Below are 23851 nucleotides of genomic sequence, written 5' to 3' on the forward strand. Positions count from 1 at the left end.
AAGGGGTTGTACTCGATCATTTGGTATTCTTGTGCTTTTTCTTGTGTGAAGTATATAAAAAATCAATAGCACTACTCGTATCACTGGTACTGACTTGGATACTAAAAAACTTATTCAACATGTATTTTAACGTTAACATGTTGGTATCAGTTTGTGATAAGCCGATGTTATAGCTCAAATAAAGCCGTTTGGAAAGGGATTTCCCCACCACAAAAGCGGTTGAATCACTTACTGTATTCGTTAATTGATTATAATTCGTATTGGTTTGTACGTTAAAATCTAAGCCTGAAGTTTGTTTCAATTGTTCTAACAGCTGGCTACTGCTTGTGCCACCAACATTCATCGAGGAAATGGCAGTTAACAGTAATTGTGCACCAGCTTTATTTGCTTGGCTTGCTGGGCGACCGAGTACTAGCATAGAAAGAATATCTGCTTGAGAAAAAATCGCAGGTTCAGAATAAAGTTGGATCTGTGGTTTCATTAATCTACCGGTTACTTCCACACCCAGTGTTATCGTGTCGCCAAAACCAGCATTTTGTAAGTTTGAACTATTCATATCAAAAAGTTGGGATGCATTAGTGTAGGTTGAAGTATTATTAATTTTTTTCGCTGCACGAAGGCTTATTCCAGGGTTATCAATGGGGCCACCGGTAAAGACTAATTCGCCTTGCTTAATGGTTAAGTCTTGCCCGTATGCTTTATAAGTACCATCACGAACAGATAATTCACCATAAGCATTGATTGCACCTTGAGGTTGTTGCTTTAGATTTAAAGCGCCATCCAGATGTCCTTTTAATCCTTTAACATTTAATGCAACATTTTCTCCAAGCTGGACTGAAACATCCATACTGCTACTGGCAATCGGGGAGGGGGATTCGGGCTTTTGCTGCTTATAAACAACCTCATCGGGTAAGGACAGACTATTATTAAACGTTTGAAGATTTATTTGCGCATTAGGAATGATCACGGAACCAGAAATCGCATGTACAGTAGGAGTTACATGGAGTTTAAGCTGAGGGGAGAGCGTAATGTCGAGCTCATTGGTTTTCATCAATGGAAAATCATTACCTTCAAGGCTAAGATCGGCTACATACGCAGTATCAAGAGTGCCCTTACCTTTAAGTAGTAACGAATGTCCTGCAGAGACGATAGAACCCTGTGCATCCCAGACTTTTTTCTTACTGCGAACGTCAAGATCAACCGAATCTAAACTTAACTTTAGTTTGGGGATAAATAGGCTGGTCTTAGTCAGGAGTAATTGACTATCTATCTGTGGTTTTCCAATACTACCTGTTGCCTTGAGTGAGGCGACTAATTGCCCCTTTAGTTTTTCAATCTCGGGACTGATATTTTGTAAAAAGTCTAAGTTGTTAATTTCTAGGCGAAGTTCACTATTAAGTTTTTGTGTCGTGGTAAAGCCATCCTCAAGCGAGAACTTAGGTAGTTGAAATGCTAGTTTTAAATTTTTATTCGGATCAATCATAAAACTGCCTGAACCAGACAGTTTTTGGGGGGAAAGGGCTACATTGAGCTTGCCGCCTTTAAATTCCAATATTGGGATAGTGGTATTATCTGGGACCTGGTAGGTGCCAGGAGAGAGCGTGAATACTAAATTTCCCTTATTCTTCGCAGTAGTCTTCCCATCTAATGATAATTTGGCATGTAAGCCAGTATGTTTCGCTGATGTGCCTGATGAGGGAGACAGATTAGCATTAAAAGTCCATTGCCATGGCAAAGCCCCCAATAGTCTAGCGTTCATTTGCCAATGCTCTTCAGTAGAAGGATTTATTTGGGTATTTAATTCCACGCTTAAATCAGGGAGAGTTGCTGTTGCGGTAAGTTTGCCATGAGGGCTACTGAATTTTTGCTCTGGGTTTATTGCCCCTTTTAAGGTATCCCATTGCACTGCTAACTGATGTTTTTTCAACGAGGGGCCGGGTTGCCATTGTACATGGAGGTGATTTATTTTTATGTTAGTTTCTTGATGCTGATACTCAAGTGATTCCAAGGTAAAATCATTGAGCAAACTCCCTCTAATTTCCTGGATTTTTAGGGTGCCAGGAATATAGGTACGACTCAAATCAATTAAAGTTTCTAGCCCAGGAGTGGTAGAAATTAAAGAAATAACAATTCCTGCCAGTAAAATAAAAAACCACATCAAACAGTATAATGTTTTTACCAGGAAGCGAATCATAAATCGGGCCCCATACTAATAACTAACCGTGGACTGTGGCTGGTGCGTTGCCAATGATTATTAATTTCTTGTGCCAATCCTACTTTGATCGGGCCGATAGGAGATACCCACATTATTCCTCCCCCTACATCTTGCTGGAAGGCTGCTGGAGTTGGATTATACACATCTCCGACATCATAGAAGGCGATTAGGTACCAGTTTTTTTTCGTCTCTTTTTGAATTTCAAAGCCAGCATAAGTTAATATCCTTCCAGGGCCTATGGAATTAAAGCTATATGCTTTTAAATTATCCATGCCTCCTAATAATAGGGCGAGGGAGAGAGGCTGCTGCGTAATATGATTAATGGCAGTAAAACCTTGCATTGCATGCCCATACAAACGTAAACGCCAGGGTTCAATTCTTAAGGCTGCTTTAGCATCTACCGAGAGTTGGGCAAAATTAATGGTTGATAAGGTTGCTGTACTCGCAGCTAAGCCATTAATCGTAATGTTATAACCTGAGGGTGAGAATAAGATATTCTGCGTTTTAATAAAGGATAGAGTGGCTTTGGGATAGAGCAAAAATTGCTTTGTATTTTCTTCTGCATTGTAATGAAATCCTTCATACAGAGCATTTACTGAAAGTACTCGCTTATAGCGCGCTAGATGATGTTGTTGAGCTAAAGACAATAACCAGGCATTACTATAACCCGCACTGTAATTTAAATTAGAGTAATTTCCAGTAATGCTGTATTGATCGGTAACTGGGTTGAGCCCAGGAATAACGTATTGACCTTGCAAAGCACTTTGCACAAAAGAACCTTGTGCCAAGGCATTAAATTTATGCCCATTGTGGTTAACGGGAATGATATGCAGGGCTGCACGACCACGCACTCCAGTGTCTGTTCCATAACCGGCCCCTAAGGTGTATGAATACTTTGGTACGGGCTCAACATGAACTAGCACAGGGACCATAGTGCTGTCGGTAATTTGTGGTTTTACGACTACGGAACTAAAGTATCCGCTATTAGTTAAATCATTATTAAGTTGCAGAATCTTATCACCTGAATAGGCTTGTCCTGGGTGAAAGGGAACAAATCGATGCAGTAGTTTAGGATTAATGTAAGTAGGATCAAATTGGGCTTGGCCAAAATAATATAAGGGGCCTGTATCAAAGCTAAGGGTAATTTCAGCGGTATAGCGTTCTTGATCAATTAAAATTTCATTCGTTTTAAAATTAGCATGCATATAGCCTTGACTTTCTGCAGCGTTAATAAGATTTTGTTTGGTTTGATTATAGACTTCCGTAAGCAAAGGAGTTGCTAAGCGTAATGGCACGTTTTTTAAGGCGTTTTGCACTGCTGGGTTGTGTGCTCCCTCGCCAATAACCTCAATTGTTAAACGAGAAATCAAAATTTGTGGGCCCGCGTGTACGAATACCACAAGTTTTTTCGTATCGAGCTGCTCTATAGATATTTGAGCTTTAAAATATCCAAAAGGCTGTACTGCCTTGATAACTTGTTCACGTAATTCATCTGGAGAAAAAGCAGTTAATGGTTTTAACTGCTGAAGTTCTTGCAAGTGTTTCTCGACATTCGTTTGTACTTTGCCACTGATGCCCACTATTTTAATCGATAGGGCATCATTGCTTTTTGCAAAGGGGGAGGTGCATACAATGAGAAGTATCAGGCAGAGCGCAACCAGGCTACCTCGCATCCACCGTCTCCATTTGTTTTAAGCGGTAAATCAAATCAAGGGCTTCTCTAGCGGTTAATTGATCTGGGTCAATACGCTCTAATTCACGCAGTATGGGTGATTGACTTGCGACTACAGGTTGAAATTGTTCCGTAGAGGGCGCACTATTTTGCATATGGCTTAAATGAGAGTGAGCTATTTTAAGTACGGCTGCAGGGATCCCCGCCAACTCAGCAACCTCCAAACCATAACTGCGATTGGCTGAGCCTGGTTCTACACGGTACAAAAATATAATTCGACCGGTATCTAATGACGCTTGTAGATGCACATTCCGGATGCAAGCAAATTGCTCGGGTAAATTAGTTAACTCAAAATAATGAGTAGAAAACAGCGTATAGGCTTTAATGGACGTGGCAAGATACACACAGCTGGCATAGGCTAAGGCCATACCATCATAGGTACTGGTTCCGCGCCCAATTTCATCGATTAACACCAAGCTTTCCTCGGTTGCTTGCCTTAAAATTTGCGCAGTTTCAGTCATTTCAACCATGAAGGTGGAGCGGCCAGAGGCTAAATCGTCACTTGCGCCAATCCGGGTGAAAATGCGGTCAATCGGTCCTAGGGTCACTGCCTTTGCAGGTACAAAGCTACCAATATGAGCTAAAAGCACAATTAATGCAGTTTGTCGCATATAGGTGGATTTTCCACCCATGTTAGGTCCAGTGATCAATAAAATATTTTGTGAGGGATTTAGCTGTAAGTCATTTGCGATAAATCGCTCTTGCAGTAAATTTTCAATTACAGGGTGACGGCCTTCCTCAATAGATATTTGCGACTGAGCAACTAGTTTTGGGCAACACCAATTTAAACTCTGAGCACGTTCAGCCAGTGTAACTAAGACATCTAATTGTGCTAATGCGCGAGCAAGTTGAGTGAGTTCGCTAATACTGCGTTGGATTTCTTCCAACAGATTATCGTATAACCATTTTTCTCGCGCCAAGGCTTTTACTTGAGCGGAAAGAACTTTTTCTTCAAATACTTTGAGTTCTGGGGTGATGTAGCGTTCAACATTTTTTAATGTTTGTTTTCGATGATAATGGACTGGGGCTTTTTCTGACTGGGCCTTTGACAGTTCAATGTAATAGCCTTGCACATTATTAAAACCAAATTTCAAGCTAGACAGTCCAGTACGCTGTCGCTCATCTTGCTCCAGTTTATCTAATGTTTCATTGGCACGGGTACTTAACATCCTTAATTCATCAAGTTCCTCATCAAAGCCTGGGGCTATGACACCACCATCACGAATTAACACGGGAGGATTATCAATGATTGCAGCGGCAAGCAGCTGTTCTAATTCAGGCAAGGGCTTGGTGTGCTCATTGAGTTCTAGTGCAAGCATGCTTTGCAGAGGCATAAGGGCTGCATTAAGTTCGGGGAGTAGGGTTAATGTATTGCCTAAGGCTTGCAAATCACGTGGACGTGCTGATTTAAGTGCAATACGTGACACAATACGTTCTACATCACAAACCTGACGCAAGAGTTGATGTAATCCCGCATCAGACTGTCGCTGAATCATTTCGTTAATTGTTTGTTGCCGTGCCTGGATTAAATGATGTTGTTTGAGCGGCCTACTTAACCACCGCTTTAATAGGCGACCACCCATGGTGCATGCTGTTCTATCCAGTACGGAAATTAGGCTATTTTCCTGGCTCCCTTGCACATTTTCAAATAACTCTAAGTGTTTTTGCGTGGAGGCATCCAGTTGTAAATAATCCTGGGAATTTTCTAGGGTAATGGCATTTAAATGAGGTAGAGCTTGTTTTTGAGTTGTTTGCAAATAAGATAATAACGCACCTGCAGCAATTAATGCCGTAGGGTAGTCATGCTCCCCGAAGGCTGCTAGGTCGGCTACTTTAAATTGTTCGCGTAAACGATGTTGCGCGCTGTCTATATTAAACTCCCAACCCGGCCTTTGCTTCACAGGGAAGTTCATGCAGTATTCTTCTAAAGGAGATGCTTCTTGCAAGAGTAACTCTGCAGGTTGTAAGCGGGTTAATTCTGCACTGAGCTGGTTACTTTCTACGAGTTCGAGTAAATGGAATCGACCACTGCTTAAATCAACCCAAGCCAGGCCAATTTTTTGCTTTTGCTGATGTAACGCGAGGAGTAAGTTATCTTTTTTAGCATCCAGTAGCGCCTCATCGGTGACTGTACCTGGGGTAATAATACGAGTTACTTGTCGCTCCACTGGTCCTTTACTTGTGGCGGGATCACCTATTTGCTCGCATATGGCGACGGATTCCCCCTTTTTGATAAGCCTTGCCAAGTAGTTTTCTACCGCATGATAAGGTACACCTGCCATGGGGATTGGTTTATCAGCTGATTGGCCTCGGTGTGTCAGTGTTAGATCAAGCAATTGAGCCGCACGCTTTGCATCATCGAAAAATAGCTCATAAAAATCGCCCATACGATAAAGTAAGAGCATATCGGGGTATTCGGATTTGATGCGCAAATATTGTTGCATCATGGGCGTGTGTGCAGCAGTCATAGTCATTGGATAACAATAAAATTGCCCGGATTCTAGCAAAAGTACCACGGGAAGTCAGTATCTCAGGATCCCTCTTAGTAAGATGAAATGGATTTTTCTTTTGAATTATCAGTACCTCATGGTCGAATTTAAATTTCTTTGCTAAACTCTAGATGGAATTATATAAAACTAATAGGGAGAATTAATTATGAATCGTTTGGCTCTAATTGCTGCAACTGGATTTTTGGCATTAGCTTTAACTGCTTGCGGTGAGCACGGTAACAAACAGCCACCAGTAGCTACTGACAATGCTCCGCAGCAACAAGGTGCTCCTGCTCCGCAGCAACAACCTACTGAAGGCCAAGGCCACTAAGATTTTTTAGCGTAGGCTTTTTACATCTCTCCGACGCACCGTGGCAGGTCCGCGGGATGTCGGTGGAGAGGTATTTTAGTGGCTTCAGGCCAAGATCCCACCAACATTCCGGCGCTTTATGAATTCCTTAATCCTCGAAATAGCGGCTCTGTTACAAAAAAAGAATTGGCAATTAGTTACTGCTGAGTCATGTACTGGCGGATTAGTTTCTGGATATCTTACTGAAGTTCCCGGGAGTTCAATTTGGTTTGAACGTGGTTTTGTTACTTACAGCAATCAGGCTAAAGAAGAAATGCTGGCGGTTCCTAAACAATTGCTTCTTGAGTATGGGGCAGTTAGTGAGCCCGTTGCGGCTGCTATGGCAACTGGGGCAGTACGGCACAGCACCGGACAGATTGCAGTATCAGTTACTGGCATTGCAGGCCCCGATGGTGGAAGCGCAGAAAAACCAGTTGGTACGGTATGTTTTGGTTGGTTTGCTCTAGGTATGAGTAGTGCCAAAACCGTGAGAAGACAATTTTCAGGTACTCGTCATGAGATTCGTTTGGCTGCCTGCCAAGAAGCTTTAACCGGTGTTCATTCACTCCTAAAAAATATTCCCATCAATCCTGCTTAATTCAGTTTGCCGGTTGTTCTTATCTGTGTGATAATTTTGTCCTTGCATTAACATCTATCTGGAAAAAATTATGGAAGAGAACAAACAAAAAGCTTTAGCAGCAGCTCTCTCGCAAATTGAACGCCAATTTGGTAAGGGCTCAGTGATGCGTATGGGAGACAGCAATGTATCTCGTGATATCGAAGCAATCTCAACCGGTTCGTTAGGTTTGGATATTGCTTTGGGAATAGGTGGTTTACCCAAAGGTCGTATCGTTGAAATTTATGGTCCTGAATCTTCTGGTAAAACTACTCTTACTCTGCAAGTTATTGCTGAGTGCCAAAAAATGGGCGGTACCGCTGCGTTCGTTGACGCAGAACATGCTTTAGATCCAAGCTATGCACAAAAACTTGGAGTTAATGTCGATGAGTTATTAGTTTCTCAACCAGATACGGGTGAGCAAGCTTTAGAAATTACCGACATGCTCGTGCGTTCTGCTGCCGTTGATGTGATTATCGTTGACTCGGTTGCTGCACTAACACCTAAAGCAGAAATTGAAGGGGAAATGGGTGATTCTCACGTAGGTTTGCAGGCGCGTCTGATGTCTCAAGCATTACGTAAGCTGACTGCGAACATCAAACGTTCGAATACCCTGGTAATTTTCATTAACCAAATTCGTATGAAAATTGGGGTGATGTTTGGTAGTCCTGAAACTACTACAGGCGGTAATGCATTGAAGTTCTATGCTTCTGTACGTTTAGATATTCGCCGTATTGGTTCGATTAAAAAAGGTGAAGAGATCTTAGGTAGTGAGACTCGCGTTAAAGTAGTTAAGAATAAAGTAGCACCACCATTTAAGATGACTGAATTTGATATCCTTTATAATGAAGGTATTTCTCGTGAAAGCGAAATTATTAATTTGGCTGTTCAATTGAATCTTATTGAAAAAGCGGGCGCATGGTACAGCTACAAACAAGAGAAAGTTGGTCAAGGTAAAGAGAATGTTCGTATGTATCTGAAGGACAATCCTCATGTTGCTGCTGAGTTAGAGAAGCAAATTCGCTCTGAATTATTAGAGAAGAAACAACCTCTGCTAGCTTCTACTACAGAAGATGCGTTTGAGGCTATGGATGACTAAAGCATTTGACTGTGCTGTGCGCCTACTAGCTAGGCGCGAGCATGGTGCAATAGAGCTTTATGAGAAAATAAGGCAGAAGGGATTTAGCTCGAGCGAAGCACAAGAAGCAGTAGATACTTGTCAACAGATGGATTTACAAAATGATCATCGTTTTGTTGAGGTATACAGTCGTTCACGTATTCGTCAGGGCTACGGTCCTTTAAAAATCCGCCAGGAATTAAATAATAAAGGGATCGATAAAGACATAATTCAGAATGTTTTGCAGCAAGAAGAAGACAATTGGTTGGCCTATGCTTTAGATGTTTGGCATAAAAAAAGTAAAGGGCAGACAGAGATGTCATTTAGCGAGATGCAGAAACAACAGCGTTTTTTACTTTATCGTGGATTTAGTATGGATATTATTGCTCAGGTAACAAAGGAGTTGGAACTGTAGCAAGAATTAACTCAATTTGGGGCTTGATGCGTATGGATTACCTACGTTTACTCCCCTCTATTTGGTATCGATTTGAATATGAAAAGTTCTGAAATTAGACAAGCATTCACTGATTTTTTTGCACAACGAGGCCATCAGCCGGTAGAGTCTAGCTCATTGATTCCCGCTAATGATCCTACTTTATTGTTTACCAATGCCGGTATGGTGCAATTTAAGGATTTATTTTTAGGGCTTGAATCTCGTTCTTACCAACGAGCGGTCACTGCACAACGTTGTGTTCGTGCCGGAGGCAAACATAATGATTTAGAAAATGTTGGCTATACCGCACGTCATCATACCTTTTTTGAAATGCTGGGTAATTTCAGCTTTGGCGATTATTTTAAGCGTGAAGCCATTAAGTTTGCTTGGGAATTTTTGACCGAAGTTTTACGTTTGCCTGAAGAGCGCTTATGGGTCACTGTATATAAAGATGACCAAGAAGCCGAAGACATTTGGCTTAAAGAAATGAACGTTTCTGCAGAGCGTTTTTCACGTTGTGGGGAAAAAGATAATTTCTGGTCTATGGGAGATACTGGTCCTTGTGGTCCATGTACGGAAATTTTCTACGATCATGGTGCAGACATTGCCGGAGGCCCTCCAGGAAGCCCTGATGAAGATGGCGATCGCTATATCGAGATTTGGAACTTGGTATTCATGCAATTTAACCGCGATAAAGACGGTAACTTGCACCCACTACCCAAACCCTCTGTTGATACCGGTATGGGATTAGAGCGTCTTGCTGCAGTGGTACAAGGCGTGCACAGCAACTACGAAATTGATTCATTCCAATATCTAATTAAATCTATTGCTAAGTTGGGTACTATTTCTGATCTGAACCATACTTCTTTAAAAGTTATTGCTGATCACATCCGTTCCTGTGCGTTTTTAATTGCTGATGGCATTATCCCTGGCAATGAAGGGCGTGGTTATGTATTAAGAAGAATTATTCGCCGTGCCGTACGTCATGGGAATAAATTAGGTTTACCAACCCCATTCTTCTCTAAATTAGTACAGCCTTTAATTGATGTTATGGGAGATGCTTATCCTGAACTAGTTAGCGCTAAAGCACATGTAGAAAAAATCTTAGCTCAAGAAGAAAATCAGTTTGCGCGTACTTTGGATCAAGGATTGCGTTTATTACAAGAGCAAATGCATTCTCTAGGTGGTCAAGAAATTACCGGGCAAATCGCATTCAAACTTTATGATACCTACGGTTTTCCAGTTGACTTAACCGCAGATATTGCAAGAGAACAGGGCTTGTATGTTGATATGGAGGGTTTTAACCAGTTAATGCAACAACAAAGAGAACAGTCTCAAGCTGCCAGCCAGTTCACAACGGATTATCATGCGGTATCTCAACTTGATCACCAATCAAATTTTCATGGCTATGAAAAAGATAGAATGGAAGGACAAGTTGTTGCTTTATTGCAAGAAGGGACAGAGGTTAAGTCGTTAAGCGCTGGCATGAAAGGGGCGGTTGTACTCGATCATACTCCTTTTTATGCTGAAAGTGGTGGTCAGGTAGGGGACCGTGGGGTTCTGCTTGCAAACCAATTGCGCTTCCGTGTTGATGATACGCAAAAGAATGGCCAGGCCATTGTACATTATGGTGAAGTGGTTGAAGGTTCTATTTTTGTGGATCAATTGGTGGATGCACAAATTGATGTGCAACGCCGCGAAGCAATCCGTTTAAATCACACTGCTACGCATTTAGTACATGCTGCGTTAAAAACAATTGTGGGCCCGCAGGTGCAACAAAAGGGCTCTCTAGTTGATGCAGAGCGTGCTCGTTTTGACTTTTCTCATTTTGAAGCAGTAACTGCAGACCAAATACAACAGATTGAAATTTTGGTTAACGAGCAGATTCGCGCAAATAATGAAGTGGTGACTCGGGTAATGGACATTGAAACCGCTAAAAAGAGTGGTGCGGTTGCTCTATTTGGCGAGAAATACACAGATGATGTACGTGTATTGGCTATGGGGGAGTTTTCCAAAGAGCTTTGCGGTGGAACGCACGCACGACGTACCGGCGATATTGGCTTATTTAAGATTGTTGCAGAATATGGTATTGCCAGTGGCGTACGTCGTATTGAGCTTGTGACTGGAAGTCATGCTTTAGCTTGGGTTAATCAGCAACAAGATCTATTGGCGGAACTTGCTTCCTTAGTGAAAACTAATGTAGCTACCTTAGCGGAGAAAGTTTCTCAATTAATTCTTGATGGTAAAGCACTTGAGAAGGAAGTGGCTAAGCTGCAAGGTGAGAAAGCCCAGAAATCAGGTGCTGATCTTGCTAGTGAAGTTGAAGACATCAATGGAGTGCATTTATTGGTGAAACAACTGGAAGGGGCTGATAGCCAGGCTCTGCGCGCTACTTTAGATCAATTAAAATCCCGATTGGATTCAGCGGTTATTGTGCTCTTTGTTATTGATAACGATAAAATGAATGTGATTGCTGGAGTAAGCAAGAATCTTCTAGGCAAAGTGCCTGCAGCTGCAGCCTTAGTGCGCCATCTTTGTGGCAAAGGTGGTGGTCGTGATGACATGGCTCAGGGTGGGGGCGTTGTTCCTGCTGATTTGGGTGCGAAAATTAATGAAATCAAGGAAATGGTTCGTAATTCGCAATAAAATAAAACGTAGCTTGTATTAACGCAGCGTAATCCGGGTTATGCTGCTCTAATACGGCTACGTGGTTAAATCAAAACTCGCTATAAGGAGATAACATGAGTTTTATGAAAGAGTTTAAAGAGTTTGCTGTCAAAGGTAATGCGGTTGACTTAGCAGTTGCTGTGGTCATTGGCGCTGCATTTGGTAAAATAGTAAGCTCCTTAGTGAGTGGAATCATCATGCCTCTAATTGGATTGCTTTTAGGGGGTGTCAATATTGCGGGTAAATCAATCACGGTAGGAGATGCAGTAGTTAAATGGGGTGAGTTTACCCAGACCATTATTGATTTTACTATTATCTCATTTTCAATTTTTCTTGCCGTTAAAGGGATGGCGCTTATAAGAAAAGAGGAGAAAAAAGAGGCGCCTTTGACTCGAGAAGAAGAGTTATTAACCGAAATTCGTGATCTGTTAAAAGGTAAAATGAAAACCTGATAACCAGCTTGAGGAAAAAATAGAAGAATTCGCTATGTTACATCCAGACTACACTAGAAGTAGCCTGGTTGTTTGCAACTGGGAAGTCATGAGCGTAGTTAATTCCTTACATAAATGGTATGAGGTTGTCTGCAATCAGGCTAAACGAGAGCAAGCAAATTATCCACTGCTCGAAGTGTCTTGTTTTTGAACAAAAACTCCGTCTCTATGCTATAATTTTTATACTAGCAATCAAAAAGGACATTTATGAGTGAGCTACTAAACCTAATTGCGGTAATTATTGTCTTTGGGGTGGCCTTGTGGCTTATCAATGCGTTTATCCCAATGCCTGGAGCAATTAAAAGCCTTTTAAATATTTTAGTATTAATTGTTTTAATAATTTATATCTTGCAGTTCTTTGGCATAATTAAAACCATCTTGCCGATGATTCATATCTTAAAATGACGAAGTTCCATAACTTTTGTAGCCCGTACTGGCGTAGCATATACGGGCCACTCAACTGATTATAACGTGGGTTTGGCAGATGGCTCAATCAAATGGAACTCCTGAAGAAGTTCAACTAATGCTGGTTCATTAATCATATCGAATGCCTGCATATCGACAATGTTATTATTTACTTTTAGAGCAACAAATCGTAGACAGGCGGATTCATTCGGGGTGAGTACTACAGATGTTAGAAGTGGGCAATAAACTTGTTTTTTTTCCTCTAAATATTGTAATGAGTTAGCTAGAATCCAACTAAAGCAGTGGTATTCTTTAGGAAGAGTTTTAGGGATTCGTGAACAAGCGGTATCACTTAAGGTTTTTGAGTTACCCGAGAATAAGGGTAATACGTGTAGCTTTACGAAGGCTTCATTGATTGCTTCCATGCTGCATTTTGAGAATAGTTTTCTTAGCGCATGATTCATTCGGAATCGATTCGCTTTATCCTGTAGCAAATAGGTATTCATAATATTAGGCCATTGGCCTTGTAATTCTATTAATGCTTTTTTCACGCTTGTGTCTAAGCTGTAATTAGGATAGCTAATCATTAATTTTGCTAAACGAAACAAACGGATTGGATCCTGTTTGAGTGTCTCAATCGGAGAGTCGAGTACATCTACAATCTTTTTTTCTGCTCTTTTCGCTAAGGCATTGGAATAGCTAAAGATAGGAAATTGATTCTGTTCAGTAAACTCCATGTAGAGTGCATTAAGATTAAAGTCCCGCGCGAGGAAATCGCTCTTTAATAGGTCTTGAGGAGTTTGCGTTGATGCTAAAAATTTTACAGAAAAATCAATAGAGATTTTAGGTGTTAAGGGGCAATATAAAATGGGGTATTTCACACTGCGCTGCTCTGAAGAAATCTTTTTCCTTGTCAGTGCATCTTGAAGCTCAAACAGGGAGATATTTAAAACTAATAGGTCATAGTCATTGGGTTCTATATCTTCCAGTATATTTCCCGGAGCAGCCCCAGTTAAATAAAATGCAGCTTTAGGGAATTCTTTTCGTAATTCATCCATGAGTAGCAGCAGTTCTTGAGGTATTTTTGCTCTTGTTAGAGATACAACAGATTGTTCCACAGTAAAAAATGAATGGGGAGTGAGTTGTGTTTGCTCTAGGGTTTTGAGCGGCGTATTTTCTTCATTTTTTTCGCTAAGTGCCTCGGGTGATTGAGGTAGAATCACTACGGGAATAGGGGTTGTGACTTTATTATTTTTTTTCTTCAGTGAGGTTTTTGCAGGCGCTTTTACTGGATGAGTTTGCTCCGCTACAGGTTTTACAACGGGTTGTTTTGGTTTTGATGAAGGAGCAGAAAGCACTGCTTTTTCTTGCTTATTTTTCTTCGTGTTTTGGGAGGTGATTTTAGGCGGTGTCGTTTTGGGCGGATGAGAGCCAACGGTTTTACTATTCTTAGTCGCAATAGGATTAGGGACTTGGACAACTGATGTGACAGGTACAAGGTCTGGGGCTTTTTCTTGAACACTCACCGCACTGGTTTTGTGAAGCATAGTCGGTTTTTCGGGTAAGGTTGGAACAACAACTGGGGTGGGGCTTAATGTGCTCGGTAGTTCCTTTTGTGCTTCGGATAGTTTCTGAATTTGTTGAGCTGAGATGATTTTATTCTTTGGGGGTTGATGTGTGGTTGCTACATCAGATAGTTCTTTGGCCTTATTTTTTAAAGAAGATGCGAAGAGCTTGCTAATGGTTTTTTGCTGAGCTTCAGATAAATACCTTTTAATAAGGTTATTGTAATAATTCTTACATTCATCTTGGCTTGTTTTATTTTGTGCTTGCGCAAACTGTTGAACTATTTTTTTTGCTAGCCTCAACAATTGCTCATTAGCGAGGGCTCCCATTTTAAAATCAAGTTTTGATTTTTTAAATTTCTCGATATAGGGTTCTTCCATTGAATTAAATTTAAGGGTTGGCGCGCTACCTGATAACCATTGTTCGAGCCGACAGCATACACAATATAAAGCAATTCTGGCGTCGATCATCTCTTTATCTGAATGCGAGACAAACTGGATGACATCATCATGTAGCATGTATGCTTCCGTATATTTTCCTACTGCAAAGAGTTTTTGCACTAGTAAGCAACTACTATCTTTTGTTTTCTTGTAAAACTCGAGGGTTTTCATAGAGAAAAAGCGAATCACTTGGGATAAACCAACGAGCTGCTCTTCTTGCTCCAGTTGTTTGATATTATTTAGCGAATCGATAATGAAATACTCTAAAAACAATCGGTCCTCTGGTTTTTTAAGCGATTTTTTGATGGATGGGTCTTTTTCTATGTTTTGAAATTCAACGCGAAAAATTTGTTTTAGCTCATTTTGTAAGTCATGAACAAAAGGATGCTTAGTAAATTGAGTGGCAATAATACCTTGCTGAATTAGCGCCACTAAAATTTCCAACTTAGTGCTGTGCTCTGTAAATGGAAGTTCAAGATGTGTGAGTTCGCTAAACGGGCTGTTTGGATTTTGCAGATAATATTGGGCCGAAATCATGAATTTGAGAACAGGAGATACAGGCTGATCACTGAAGGGTAATTGCTCGCATGATAAGGGTGATGCTGAGTTAAATACAAAATCGTAAAACCATTCTAGTTGGGCTAATACGGCTGGAGATGAGGTGTTATATTGACGTATTACCCCTAAGGTAGAATCCCAGTCATTTTTATTATTACTTAATAAAAGAGTAAGTATTAAACAGTTTAAGGCGTGTTCGTCAGTGCATAAAAATTTCTTAGCGCTGTCTTTCAGTGTGTTAATCTCTTTTAGAAACTTGCTAATCAATATACTCGTATTTTCTTTAGAGTTAGTCCCTTTTATGTCAGTACCTACTTTAAAATAACGGGCGATTTGTGAAACCCAGATATAGAGTCGGCGCTCATCATCAAGAGAGCTGTTTTTTTGCAACGAGGCCTCATCAAAATACAAGTCGCCAGCATTGAAGGAATAAATATTGGTATTAGCAAAAAAATCATTATTTATTTTTGCCAGCGCAGTACTAACAGCTGAAGATTTAAAGACAGATTGGAAAAAACTAAGAAACATAAACCGAATAATAAACAATAAAAGTTCGCGTAATATACACTATTCATAAAAAATATCCACAGGGGTGGAGGGGGGCGCTTCGTTAAGCAGTTATAGCTAAGTTCAATAAATAATTCTGCTAAGCTTATTAATAATGTGATTAGGGATGGGGGATATATGGCTTCAATTTCACATGATAGGGTTATCAATGCAAGTTGTGCAACCGTTTATAAAGCCTTAACTACTGTTCAGGGATTGAGCTCATGGTTTACTGTGCAAGTAAAAGGTTCTGGCCAACCTGACACCGATTGGATATTGATGTTTGAGAAGCAACCTTCTTTTGACTGGAAAATCGTGTCAATGAAAGATGAGCAGCATGTAGTCTGGAAGTGTATAGAGGGCCCTGGAAATTCTCCAGGAACAGAGGCTGCTTTTCACTTGAAGGCCACCGCAGATAATCATTGCATGCTTACTATTAGTCATCAAGGCTGGCATAAAGACGATCCTAAGTATGAACGTTGTGTGGAAATTTGGCGAACACTGATGCAACATTTACAGCAATATTGTGAAACAGGTGTTGCAGCTCCCGTGTATCACTAAGGAGTCTCAGGCTATTAGGCTTTATACAGTAATAGGAAAAAACAAATTTCCATTAGATATAAGCAAAGGACAATGAAAAATCCTACATACTCTTGCTTGGGTGAGTTAGGATTTAACCACCATCCCAATAGGAAATGTACACTTGGCATCAGTACCCAAGAAATACTGCAAACAATGACTATCGCGCCTAAAAATCGCGCTAGTACAGGATTGAGGAATGCTAAATGAGGAAAAAGATAAAGATTTTCTAACATGACTGCAGGAAACAAAATCAATAATATGAGCATGGATTGTTTCCAAACAGGCTCGGCAGTCTGGGGAGAGCGGTTCAAAATTTCATCCATGAAGAATCAATATATGTTATTAAGATAGCATATGTGAATTATATAAGTTAGTCTCGGACTTCCCTGTCCTGATATCAAAATAGGAAAAGAAAATGAAAATAATTACGACATCAAATGTGTCAATTAAGGCATGGACGGATGGCGTTTTATTTGATGAAGAGGCGCAGAAACAACTTAAAAATTTAGCTACCTTACCTTTTGTTTACAAGCACTTAGCGGTCATGCCTGATGTTCATGTAGGGAAGGGCTCTACTATTGGTACGGTTATGGCTACGAGAAAAGCAATCATTCCGGCGGCGGTGGGCGTAGATTTGGGCTGTGGGATGATGGCGGTTCGAACTAATTTAATGGCCAAGGATTTACCTGATAACCTAAGTTTACTGCGAAGTAAAATTGAAGCGGCAATTCCTGTTGGCAGCAGTCCCAGACAAAAGATAGGCCAGTGGAACACAATTCCAAATTATGTAATGCAGCAATGGAATCGTTCGTTAGCCGCTCCTTTTGATAAACTCTGTGAAAAATATCCTCGTTTTATCAAAACAAATAATATTAACCATTTAGGTACTTTAGGTGGTGGGAACCATTTTATTGAACTGTGTTTGGATGAATATCAAGCCGTATGGTGTATGTTGCATAGTGGTTCAAGAGGCATTGGCAATGCCATCGGGACTCATTTTATTGAATTAGCCAAAGAAGATATGCAGCGGCATGCAATTCATTTACCGGACAAAGACTTAGCCTATTTTTCCGAAGGAAGTACTTATTTCCATGATTATTGCCATGCTGTTGAGTGGGCACAGAATTTTGCAGCAGAAAATCGTCGTATTATGATGAAGTGTTTTATCGATACGGTGAGCAAATATTTAGGACGCGACATTGCTTGTAATGAGTATTCCGTCAATTGTCATCATAACTATGTACAACAAGAGCAACATTTTGGCAGGGAGGTTTGGGTTACTCGTAAAGGTGCGGTTTCGGCGCAAAAAGGGCAAATGGGCATAATTCCTGGCTCAATGGGAGCGAAGTCATTCATTGTGCGTGGATTAGGCAATCCAGAAAGTTTTCATAGTTGCAGTCATGGTGCTGGGCGCGTGATGTCGCGCACTAAGGCAAAGCAATTGGTTAATTTGGAAGAGCATAGACGAGCATTGCAGCGTGTAGAATGTAAAAAGGATGCCAGTACTTTGGATGAGACGCCCAGTGCATATAAAGATATTGATGCTGTAATGGCAGCACAAAATGATTTAGTTGAGATTGTTTATACTTTGAAGCAGGTTTTATGTGTGAAAGGATAGTTTGAAAAACTATTGTAGTTTTATGTTTATTTTACAAGAGGAAAAATTCGACGCACCGAGGCACGTCGGAGAATTTCTGTGTATCTTTGAAAACGGGTTCTAAACATAAGCTGAGTGATTTCCAGTCGTAGGTTCAGGCATATAGTTTGGCTGGAACTCACATAGAAAGTTAATTCCCTCTTCAATTTCGCCAATTTGTTGATCTACTACGAAACGTCCATCAACATATAAACTATAAGCAGCCAATATAGCGAGCGAAGCAGATAAAACAGCCATTCCCATTGAGAGAAGTAGGGCACTAGCAGGTCCTGTAAGCACGGCTGCAGTAAATAAAATAGAACTAGCGCCACCTATTCCCATAACGAACGAATTCGACATCATATTCAAGCAACTAAAAGTGACATCCCAACATACAGAATTTGAAAGTTCATCTTTTAAGCGAAACATAGTATTCTGTAATGGGTGAATATGCTGCGTAAGGTTAAGTTTACCTCCGGCAAGTACATGATCAAATGCTTCGGTTATATATTTATTTAACGCTTTAACCGTTTCTTCATTACTTGCAAATGCTTCTAGCTCATGAATACTTGCGGCAACTTTTTCCGCATGTTTTTTTAGTTTCCATAACTGTTTGTAGTCTTTATTCGCTAGAGCCAATGTTTCTGGTTGGCGAAGTTTTTTGTTAATTTCTGTTTCATATGAAGGGCTAAAAAAAGCAGGGAAATATAGTTTCATTGATGCAACTCGCTTAACTGATCATTAAGTGTGCAAATTATACGTGTTTTATATTTTACTGCAAGAAAAACATGGCATTTAAAGACAAAATTAAACCGAACTCATTCTTTTATAAACAAAAAAGGGAACTCTACTTATAATCGCCATAATTCCTCGCCAGAAAAAAGGATAATAAATAAGTCGTTTCTTTCTGCGCAAAGCATTCCAGCAAGCTTGGGCACATGCTGTAGGCGGGCCAGCATAAAAAATTCCAGGTTGACCATAAGTTTGTCGCGTATCAATAAAACCTAAGCGCGCAATAGTAATTTGTTGGCTGCTGCTTGCTCCCTGTTGCAAGCCGTGCAGGTAAACTTCAATGCATGCTTTAGTCGCACCATAAAGGCTGTTTTTAGCACGCCCACGGCAGGCAGCCACTGAGCTTAAATAAAGTAGGTGATGCTGTTTTTGTGTCCTATTTAAGTAGGCATTTATAAGTAGGGTCGTTGCTTGAATATTTACTTGGATTAATTGCTGTATCGAGTGCGGATTTAAGTGATCATTTTCGGTAAAATCACTATGTGCAATGAATAAATCCAGCTCCTGAGCATTATTATTTAAAACGGTAGGTAAGGTTTCAGGAGCGGTCATATCTACAACAAAAAATTCACATGGAACTTTATAGCGTAGTTGAATATCTTGGGCTATTAAGTTTAATTGCTCTGATTGACGACCAATTAAACGTAAGCGATGTCCAGCTTGTGCTGCGATATGGGCGAATTTCTCTGCAATAATTGATGTAGCTCCCAAAATTACCCATGTTCTTTGTGTCATTTTATTATTCCTAAGCGTCGCGCCATATCTGACTGGGCAGTGCAGCCATAATGTTTTAATACAGAAGAAAACGCATTTTGATGTTCATACATTTTTTGATACTGCTCCGCATTGAGCAGTTGATCTTTTGCTAAATATACTCGTCCATTACACTCGCTAATTAATTGATTCATGGCGTTTACAGCATTTATGGCGCTGTTATTATGGATAAAATCAACAGCAAGCGTGAAACCGGGTTGGCAAAACGAAAGTAAGCCATGGCCTGATTGGGCGAATAGTTTAAGTACAGCAAGTGTTGGTGTCGCTTTGTAGATTCTTATTAATTGTATTAACTGTTCTAATATTTTTGCTGCTTGTTCCGGAGCAAATACTGCTTGAAATTGCATAAGTCCTTTTGGGCCGTAGAGCCGATTCCAATGATTTAATTTATCGAGTGGATTATTAAATTGTAGGAGTTCAAGAGTCTCTGTTGCTTTTTGTTGTTTATAGAACAGAGAATTAAATAATTTCATGTTCCATTTTTTAATGCAGCTAAAGGGCAGCTTGGGTACTGTAAGTTCTTTATGTTTTGGGAATGGTTGAGTAGAAACACAATGATCCGCCAACGAGAGGACGGAACGCGGTGTTGTACGCAACAAATCCAGCCAAGCAACTTGATAGTCATGTTCACGTCCATAACCTATCATAGCCTGAGTTAGGGGACCTAAAGCGCTAAATTGTTCGCGTTTGATTTGCAGCAATCGCGATTTTTTTTGTAGTCGGATGGCCGCACGCATAATAGTTCCAGTTAGCCCAAGACCTGCAATTGTGGCATGGAACAGCTCCTGATGTTCCTCAGGACTACAGCGTATTTGTTTTGTTCCTAGAAGTAAGTCCATCCAAAGAATATGATGGCCGAAACTGCCTGCATGAGGATTATTTTTTCCGTGAACATCATGAGCGATGCCACCAGCTACCGTTGCATAAATTGTTCCTGGGATGACTGGCGGAATAAAATCTGGATGCACTAAAAACAAATCTTTAATAGGCAAGCCCCCTTGGCAGACCACAACGCCCGAGTTCGCGTCAAAACTGATTAAGTGATTGAAACGTTGCGTGTCAACAATAAAGCCATCTGTATTGAAGCAACTGTCGTTATAGCTTAATCCTGCTCCACGGGGGAGTAGCGGTTGGTCTGGATGTTGGACGCTGTATTCAAGCAGCTCATGTTCATTTTCAGGGCGCGCACATAAAGATTGGCTGAACATTGCATGGCTAAAATTGGACAGTAGGATTTTTTTACTGCGCATGTACCATTGCCGAATTAGTAAAGATACAAAACTATAACGATTTAGATAGTGATTGAAAAGAAATTGTTGGCTATATTCTGGTTGGAAATACAAATAGTTCGTTTTCATTACAGTTATTTACTAATAAAAGTCTTATTTTTGTTAACTCATTGACGAGGCCCTCTTTTTTATGTCAAATTGCGTAGTCTAAATGGATCAGCTGTTTGATTTTTAATTAAATTTTTAAAAATATGCAATTTGCATAGAAACATCAAAAAACGGTATTGAATTTTAGTATTTTTTAGTATGGATTGCTTATGGCTGAGAAAAACGTTTTATCGCAAGAAGAAATAGATGCTCTTCTAAAGTCAGTTGATGAGTCTGCTGAGGAAAAAGAAGCGCAAAATGCTGAGTTTCAAGAAACAGCCAAAAAGAAATCTTCCCGAAAAAAAAGTAGCGCTGCTAAACAAGATGAAGTGAGTGAGCTTGCAGAAGAAGCTGCTGAGCCTATTATTACTTTTGAAGAGAGTGAGGTAAAAACACTCAACTTTTCCACTCAAGAACGAATCATAAAAGGTAAATTGCCTGTACTCGAGCGAATTTATGATCGAGCTGTACGTTCATTTGCCGCGGATATATATCAATTAACTGCTAAAGACTTCGAAATTTCTCAAGATCAGTTACAAATCGTTAAAAACCGCGATTTTATGGAAAGTCTTCCCAACCCCAGTTTGATGCATGTTTATAAATTCAAACCTTTGCGTGGCAAAGGAATTATAATGTTTGATAGTACCTTTGTTTATGATTTGGTTGATTATTATTTTGGTGGTAGTTCGCAATTTTTTGCCCAAAAAGACCGTACTGACTTTACTGCAACCGAATTGCGGGTGATGGATGCTGTATCTAAAAAGTTGGTTGCTGATTTGATGTCAGCCTGGAAGCCGATTATTCAATTAGATATTACTAAATTTAATGATGAAACAAACCCCCAACTCGTGAACATCGCAGAACCGGAAGAAATGTTGTTGGTGGTGCGTTTTACCTTGGATTTTGGTAAGGAAACAGGAGATTTTTATTTTGTTCTTCCTTATTCCATGGTTGAGCCTATTAAAGAGCAATTAGAATTAGGTGCTGCTCGCCCCGAGGATGAAATCGATCCAAACTGGGTCAAATCCTTAAAAGAAGAGTTAATGGATGTCGAATTAATTATTAGCTCGGCAATGGCGCAAGCAAAAACTACTCTAGGTGGAGTAATGGCTTGGCAAGCAGGGGATTTTATACCGGTAGAAATGAAAGAAATTGTCACATTAGATATTGAAGGCACACCGGGTTTTACAGCAACTCAGGGTACGGCAGGTGATAAGCGCGCTGTAAAGATAATCAAGCATATTAGTTATTAGGGGATTTAGATGACAGATTCAGCAATGGAGCAGCCAAAACAAGTAAGTGCACTACCTCATGAAAATGATGAAGAAAAAATGGCACTGATTTCAGATATACCTGTTGCGATAACGGTAGAAATTGGTCGCACTAAAATGACCATTCGTAACTTACTGCAATTAAACCAGGGGGGGATTGTAGCTCTGGATCGTTTAGCGGGTGATCCTCTTGATGTATTAGTTAATGGTACGTTGGTTGCCCATGGCGAAGTTGTTGTGGTTAACGATAAATTTGGAGTTCGATTAACAGACATCGTGAGTAAAGCTGAGCGGATTAGACGATTAAGATGATGCAACACGCAATTACTCAAGGCGAGCTTGTGCGTCTTGTATTGGGCTTGTTTTCGGTCCTGTTAGTTATCATGGTTTTATCTTGGGTGGTAAAGCGATTGCAAGGAGCACACTTAGGCTCATCTAAAGGATTTCAATCTGTTGCCAGTATGATCCTGGGGCCTAAGGAAAAGATTATGCTGTTGAAAGTTGGTACACGATATCTATTGCTGGGTTCTGGTTCCGGTCACATCACACTTCTGTATGATTTTGGCGAAGAGTTACCTCCAGGTTTTGATGCACCAAATAAACCTTCATTTGCGGAGCTGCTTAAATCGGCGGTAGTGAAATCATAAAATGAAAATAAAAAGTTATGTATTATTTGGTGCTTTATTAAGTGTTTTACCTTTTGTAGCACAAGCGACAGCTTCTTTATCTTTGCCGGCAATGACTGTGCAGCCAGGGGCTCATGGTTCTGAATCATATAGCGTCAATTTGCAAATCCTTATCTTTATGGCGTTGCTTACGGTCTTGCCAGGTTTATTGATGGCAATGACCGCATTTACACGAATCATTATTGTTTTGTCCATTCTACGTCAGGCAATTGGCTTGGCCCAGGCACCCACAAATCAAGTATTAATTGGTATTGCCTTATTTATGACTTATTTTGTGATGGCACCCACATTTAATAAAATTAATGAGACTGCGATTCAGCCTTATTTAGCTGAAACTATGGAGTTTCCTCAGGCTATGGCAAATGCACAAGCACCATTGCGACAGTTTATGCTCAATCAAACCCGAAAAAATGATTTGGCTTTATTTGAAAAGTTTGCCAATAAAGAGCCTGCCTCGTTAGATGAATTGCCAATGAGTGTGATTATTCCTGCTTTTATTACTAGTGAATTGAAAACAGCATTTCAAATTGGGTTTATTTTATTTTTACCTTTTTTAATTATTGATTTGGTTGTATCGAGCGTTTTGATTGCGATGGGGATGATGATGCTATCGCCTTTAATTATCTCCTTACCATTTAAGATTATGTTGTTTGTTATGGTTGATGGTTGGACATTAATTCTAGGTTCTTTGGCATCAAGTTTTGCAGTGTAGCTAGAGTTGTAGCCCATATTAGCGCAGCGTAATACGGACTACGACTCCTGCTGAACGAATAGGGCGATTGAGGTGAAAACCCTACGCTTAAGATTTTTTATGTATTTTTACAGGGAGAGCAAATGACACCGCAGTCGGTTGTTGCGATATTCAGCGAAGGTGTTTACATCATGCTGCTACTGATTACCGTGTTAGTTGTGCCAGGTATGCTCGTTGGACTAGTTGTCTCCATGTTTCAGGCTGCAACGCAAATTAATGAATCAAGTATCAGCTTTATTCCCAAATTATTTGCCACTTTTTTAGTGATGATATTTGCAGGGCCATGGTTATTAAAAACGGTGATCAATTATACAAGCTCTTTGATTAGTAATATTCCTTATTTGATAGGTTAATGCAGC

General features: G+C 40.3%; 22 protein-coding genes. 14 read left to right on the top strand and 8 right to left on the bottom strand.

The window, feature by feature from the left end; translation table 11 throughout:
- Positions 1 to 16: 16 nt before the first annotated feature.
- From J2N86_RS06795 to mutS, 3 genes are read right to left on the bottom strand one after another with little or no spacing between them, the layout of a single operon-like run.
- Entirely contained in the window at positions 17 to 2194 is a 2178-nt protein-coding gene (locus J2N86_RS06795; protein WP_252582132.1) for a translocation/assembly module TamB domain-containing protein, read from the bottom strand.
- Positions 2191 to 3888 carry an autotransporter assembly complex protein TamA gene (locus tag J2N86_RS06800; protein ID WP_252582134.1) on the bottom strand — a complete coding sequence of 566 codons (1698 nt, stop codon included), beginning with the start codon at positions 3886 to 3888 and terminating at the stop codon, positions 2191 to 2193. Before J2N86_RS06800 ends, J2N86_RS06795 begins: the two co-directional genes overlap by 4 nt.
- Positions 3878 to 6415 carry a DNA mismatch repair protein MutS gene (gene mutS / locus J2N86_RS06805; RefSeq protein WP_252582397.1) on the bottom strand — a complete coding sequence of 846 codons (2538 nt, stop codon included), beginning with the start codon at positions 6413 to 6415 and terminating at the stop codon, positions 3878 to 3880. Before mutS ends, J2N86_RS06800 begins: the two co-directional genes overlap by 11 nt.
- Positions 6416 to 6602: 187 nt before the next feature.
- On the opposite strand from mutS, the gene J2N86_RS06810 reads away from it, so the two are divergent.
- The 7 genes from J2N86_RS06810 to J2N86_RS06840 all read left to right on the top strand — a co-directional run bounded on the left by J2N86_RS06810 (position 6603) and on the right by J2N86_RS06840 (position 12514).
- Entirely contained in the window at positions 6603 to 6767 is a 165-nt protein-coding gene (locus tag J2N86_RS06810) for a hypothetical protein (RefSeq protein ID WP_252582136.1), read from the top strand.
- Between the two features lie 118 nt (positions 6768 to 6885).
- Positions 6886 to 7383 (top strand): CinA family protein, encoded by a 498-nt coding sequence (locus J2N86_RS06815; protein ID WP_252582138.1) that lies wholly within the window; start codon positions 6886 to 6888, stop codon positions 7381 to 7383.
- A gap of 70 nt (positions 7384 to 7453) precedes the next feature.
- On the top strand, positions 7454 to 8500 hold the full coding sequence (gene recA / locus J2N86_RS06820) for a recombinase RecA (protein ID WP_252582139.1): 1047 nt from the start codon (positions 7454 to 7456) through the stop codon (positions 8498 to 8500).
- Positions 8493 to 8933 (top strand): recombination regulator RecX, encoded by a 441-nt coding sequence (gene recX / locus J2N86_RS06825; protein ID WP_252582142.1) that lies wholly within the window; start codon positions 8493 to 8495, stop codon positions 8931 to 8933. The genes recA and recX overlap by 8 nt, the downstream gene beginning before the upstream one ends.
- A gap of 78 nt (positions 8934 to 9011) precedes the next feature.
- Complete coding sequence (gene alaS / locus J2N86_RS06830; RefSeq protein WP_252582145.1) at positions 9012 to 11597, top strand: alanine--tRNA ligase; 2586 nt, start codon at positions 9012 to 9014, stop codon at positions 11595 to 11597.
- Between the two features lie 95 nt (positions 11598 to 11692).
- Positions 11693 to 12070 carry a large-conductance mechanosensitive channel protein MscL gene (gene mscL, locus J2N86_RS06835; RefSeq protein ID WP_252582148.1) on the top strand — a complete coding sequence of 126 codons (378 nt, stop codon included), beginning with the start codon at positions 11693 to 11695 and terminating at the stop codon, positions 12068 to 12070.
- 246 nt (positions 12071 to 12316) lie between these two features.
- Complete coding sequence (locus J2N86_RS06840; RefSeq protein ID WP_252582151.1) at positions 12317 to 12514, top strand: Thivi_2564 family membrane protein; 198 nt, start codon at positions 12317 to 12319, stop codon at positions 12512 to 12514.
- 59 nt (positions 12515 to 12573) lie between these two features.
- Here J2N86_RS06840 and J2N86_RS06845 read toward each other — a convergent pair whose 3' ends face one another.
- A complete protein-coding gene (locus J2N86_RS06845; RefSeq protein ID WP_252582154.1) occupies positions 12574 to 15606 on the bottom strand; it encodes a hypothetical protein in 3033 nt (1010 codons plus the stop codon).
- Positions 15607 to 15762: 156 nt separating this feature from the next.
- Between J2N86_RS06845 and J2N86_RS06850 the strand changes: the two genes are divergently transcribed.
- Positions 15763 to 16185, top strand: coding sequence for an SRPBCC family protein (locus J2N86_RS06850; RefSeq protein ID WP_252582156.1), 423 nt, complete (start codon positions 15763 to 15765; stop codon positions 16183 to 16185).
- Between the two features lie 14 nt (positions 16186 to 16199).
- Here the strand turns inward: J2N86_RS06850 and J2N86_RS06855 are convergent, their stop codons facing one another.
- Positions 16200 to 16529 (bottom strand): hypothetical protein, encoded by a 330-nt coding sequence (locus J2N86_RS06855; RefSeq protein ID WP_252582158.1) that lies wholly within the window; start codon positions 16527 to 16529, stop codon positions 16200 to 16202.
- A gap of 92 nt (positions 16530 to 16621) precedes the next feature.
- Here J2N86_RS06855 and J2N86_RS06860 point away from each other — a divergent pair, with 92 nt between their 5' ends.
- Entirely contained in the window at positions 16622 to 17824 is a 1203-nt protein-coding gene (locus tag J2N86_RS06860) for an RtcB family protein (protein ID WP_252582161.1), read from the top strand.
- A gap of 99 nt (positions 17825 to 17923) precedes the next feature.
- Here the strand turns inward: J2N86_RS06860 and J2N86_RS06865 are convergent, their stop codons facing one another.
- From J2N86_RS06865 to J2N86_RS06875, 3 genes are all read right to left on the bottom strand, one after another.
- Positions 17924 to 18559 carry a hypothetical protein gene (locus tag J2N86_RS06865; protein WP_252582164.1) on the bottom strand — a complete coding sequence of 212 codons (636 nt, stop codon included), beginning with the start codon at positions 18557 to 18559 and terminating at the stop codon, positions 17924 to 17926.
- Positions 18560 to 18649: 90 nt separating this feature from the next.
- Positions 18650 to 19369, bottom strand: coding sequence for an SDR family NAD(P)-dependent oxidoreductase (locus J2N86_RS06870; protein ID WP_252582167.1), 720 nt, complete (start codon positions 19367 to 19369; stop codon positions 18650 to 18652).
- Positions 19366 to 20658 carry an FAD-binding oxidoreductase gene (locus tag J2N86_RS06875; protein ID WP_252582398.1) on the bottom strand — a complete coding sequence of 431 codons (1293 nt, stop codon included), beginning with the start codon at positions 20656 to 20658 and terminating at the stop codon, positions 19366 to 19368. Before J2N86_RS06875 ends, J2N86_RS06870 begins: the two co-directional genes overlap by 4 nt.
- Before the next feature lie 296 nt (positions 20659 to 20954).
- Between J2N86_RS06875 and fliM the strand changes: the two genes are divergently transcribed.
- The 5 genes from fliM to fliQ all read left to right on the top strand — a co-directional run bounded on the left by fliM (position 20955) and on the right by fliQ (position 23845).
- Positions 20955 to 22037 carry a flagellar motor switch protein FliM gene (gene fliM / locus J2N86_RS06880; RefSeq protein WP_252582170.1) on the top strand — a complete coding sequence of 361 codons (1083 nt, stop codon included), beginning with the start codon at positions 20955 to 20957 and terminating at the stop codon, positions 22035 to 22037.
- A gap of 24 nt (positions 22038 to 22061) precedes the next feature.
- Positions 22062 to 22367 (top strand): flagellar motor switch protein FliN, encoded by a 306-nt coding sequence (gene fliN / locus J2N86_RS06885; protein ID WP_252582400.1) that lies wholly within the window; start codon positions 22062 to 22064, stop codon positions 22365 to 22367.
- Positions 22364 to 22702, top strand: a complete 339-nt coding sequence (fliO, locus tag J2N86_RS06890) for a flagellar biosynthetic protein FliO (RefSeq protein WP_252582173.1) — start codon at positions 22364 to 22366, stop codon at positions 22700 to 22702. The genes fliN and fliO overlap by 4 nt, the downstream gene beginning before the upstream one ends.
- A 1-nt stretch (position 22703) precedes the next feature.
- Positions 22704 to 23453: a flagellar type III secretion system pore protein FliP gene (gene fliP, locus J2N86_RS06895; RefSeq protein WP_252582176.1), complete on the top strand. Its 750-nt coding sequence runs from the start codon at positions 22704 to 22706 to the stop codon at positions 23451 to 23453.
- Positions 23454 to 23575: 122 nt separating this feature from the next.
- Positions 23576 to 23845, top strand: coding sequence for a flagellar biosynthesis protein FliQ (gene fliQ, locus J2N86_RS06900; RefSeq protein WP_252582179.1), 270 nt, complete (start codon positions 23576 to 23578; stop codon positions 23843 to 23845).
- Positions 23846 to 23851: the final 6 nt, after the last annotated feature.

It is taken from the genome of Legionella lytica (assembly GCF_023921225.1).
Classification (GTDB): Bacteria; Pseudomonadota; Gammaproteobacteria; order Legionellales; family Legionellaceae; genus Legionella; species Legionella lytica.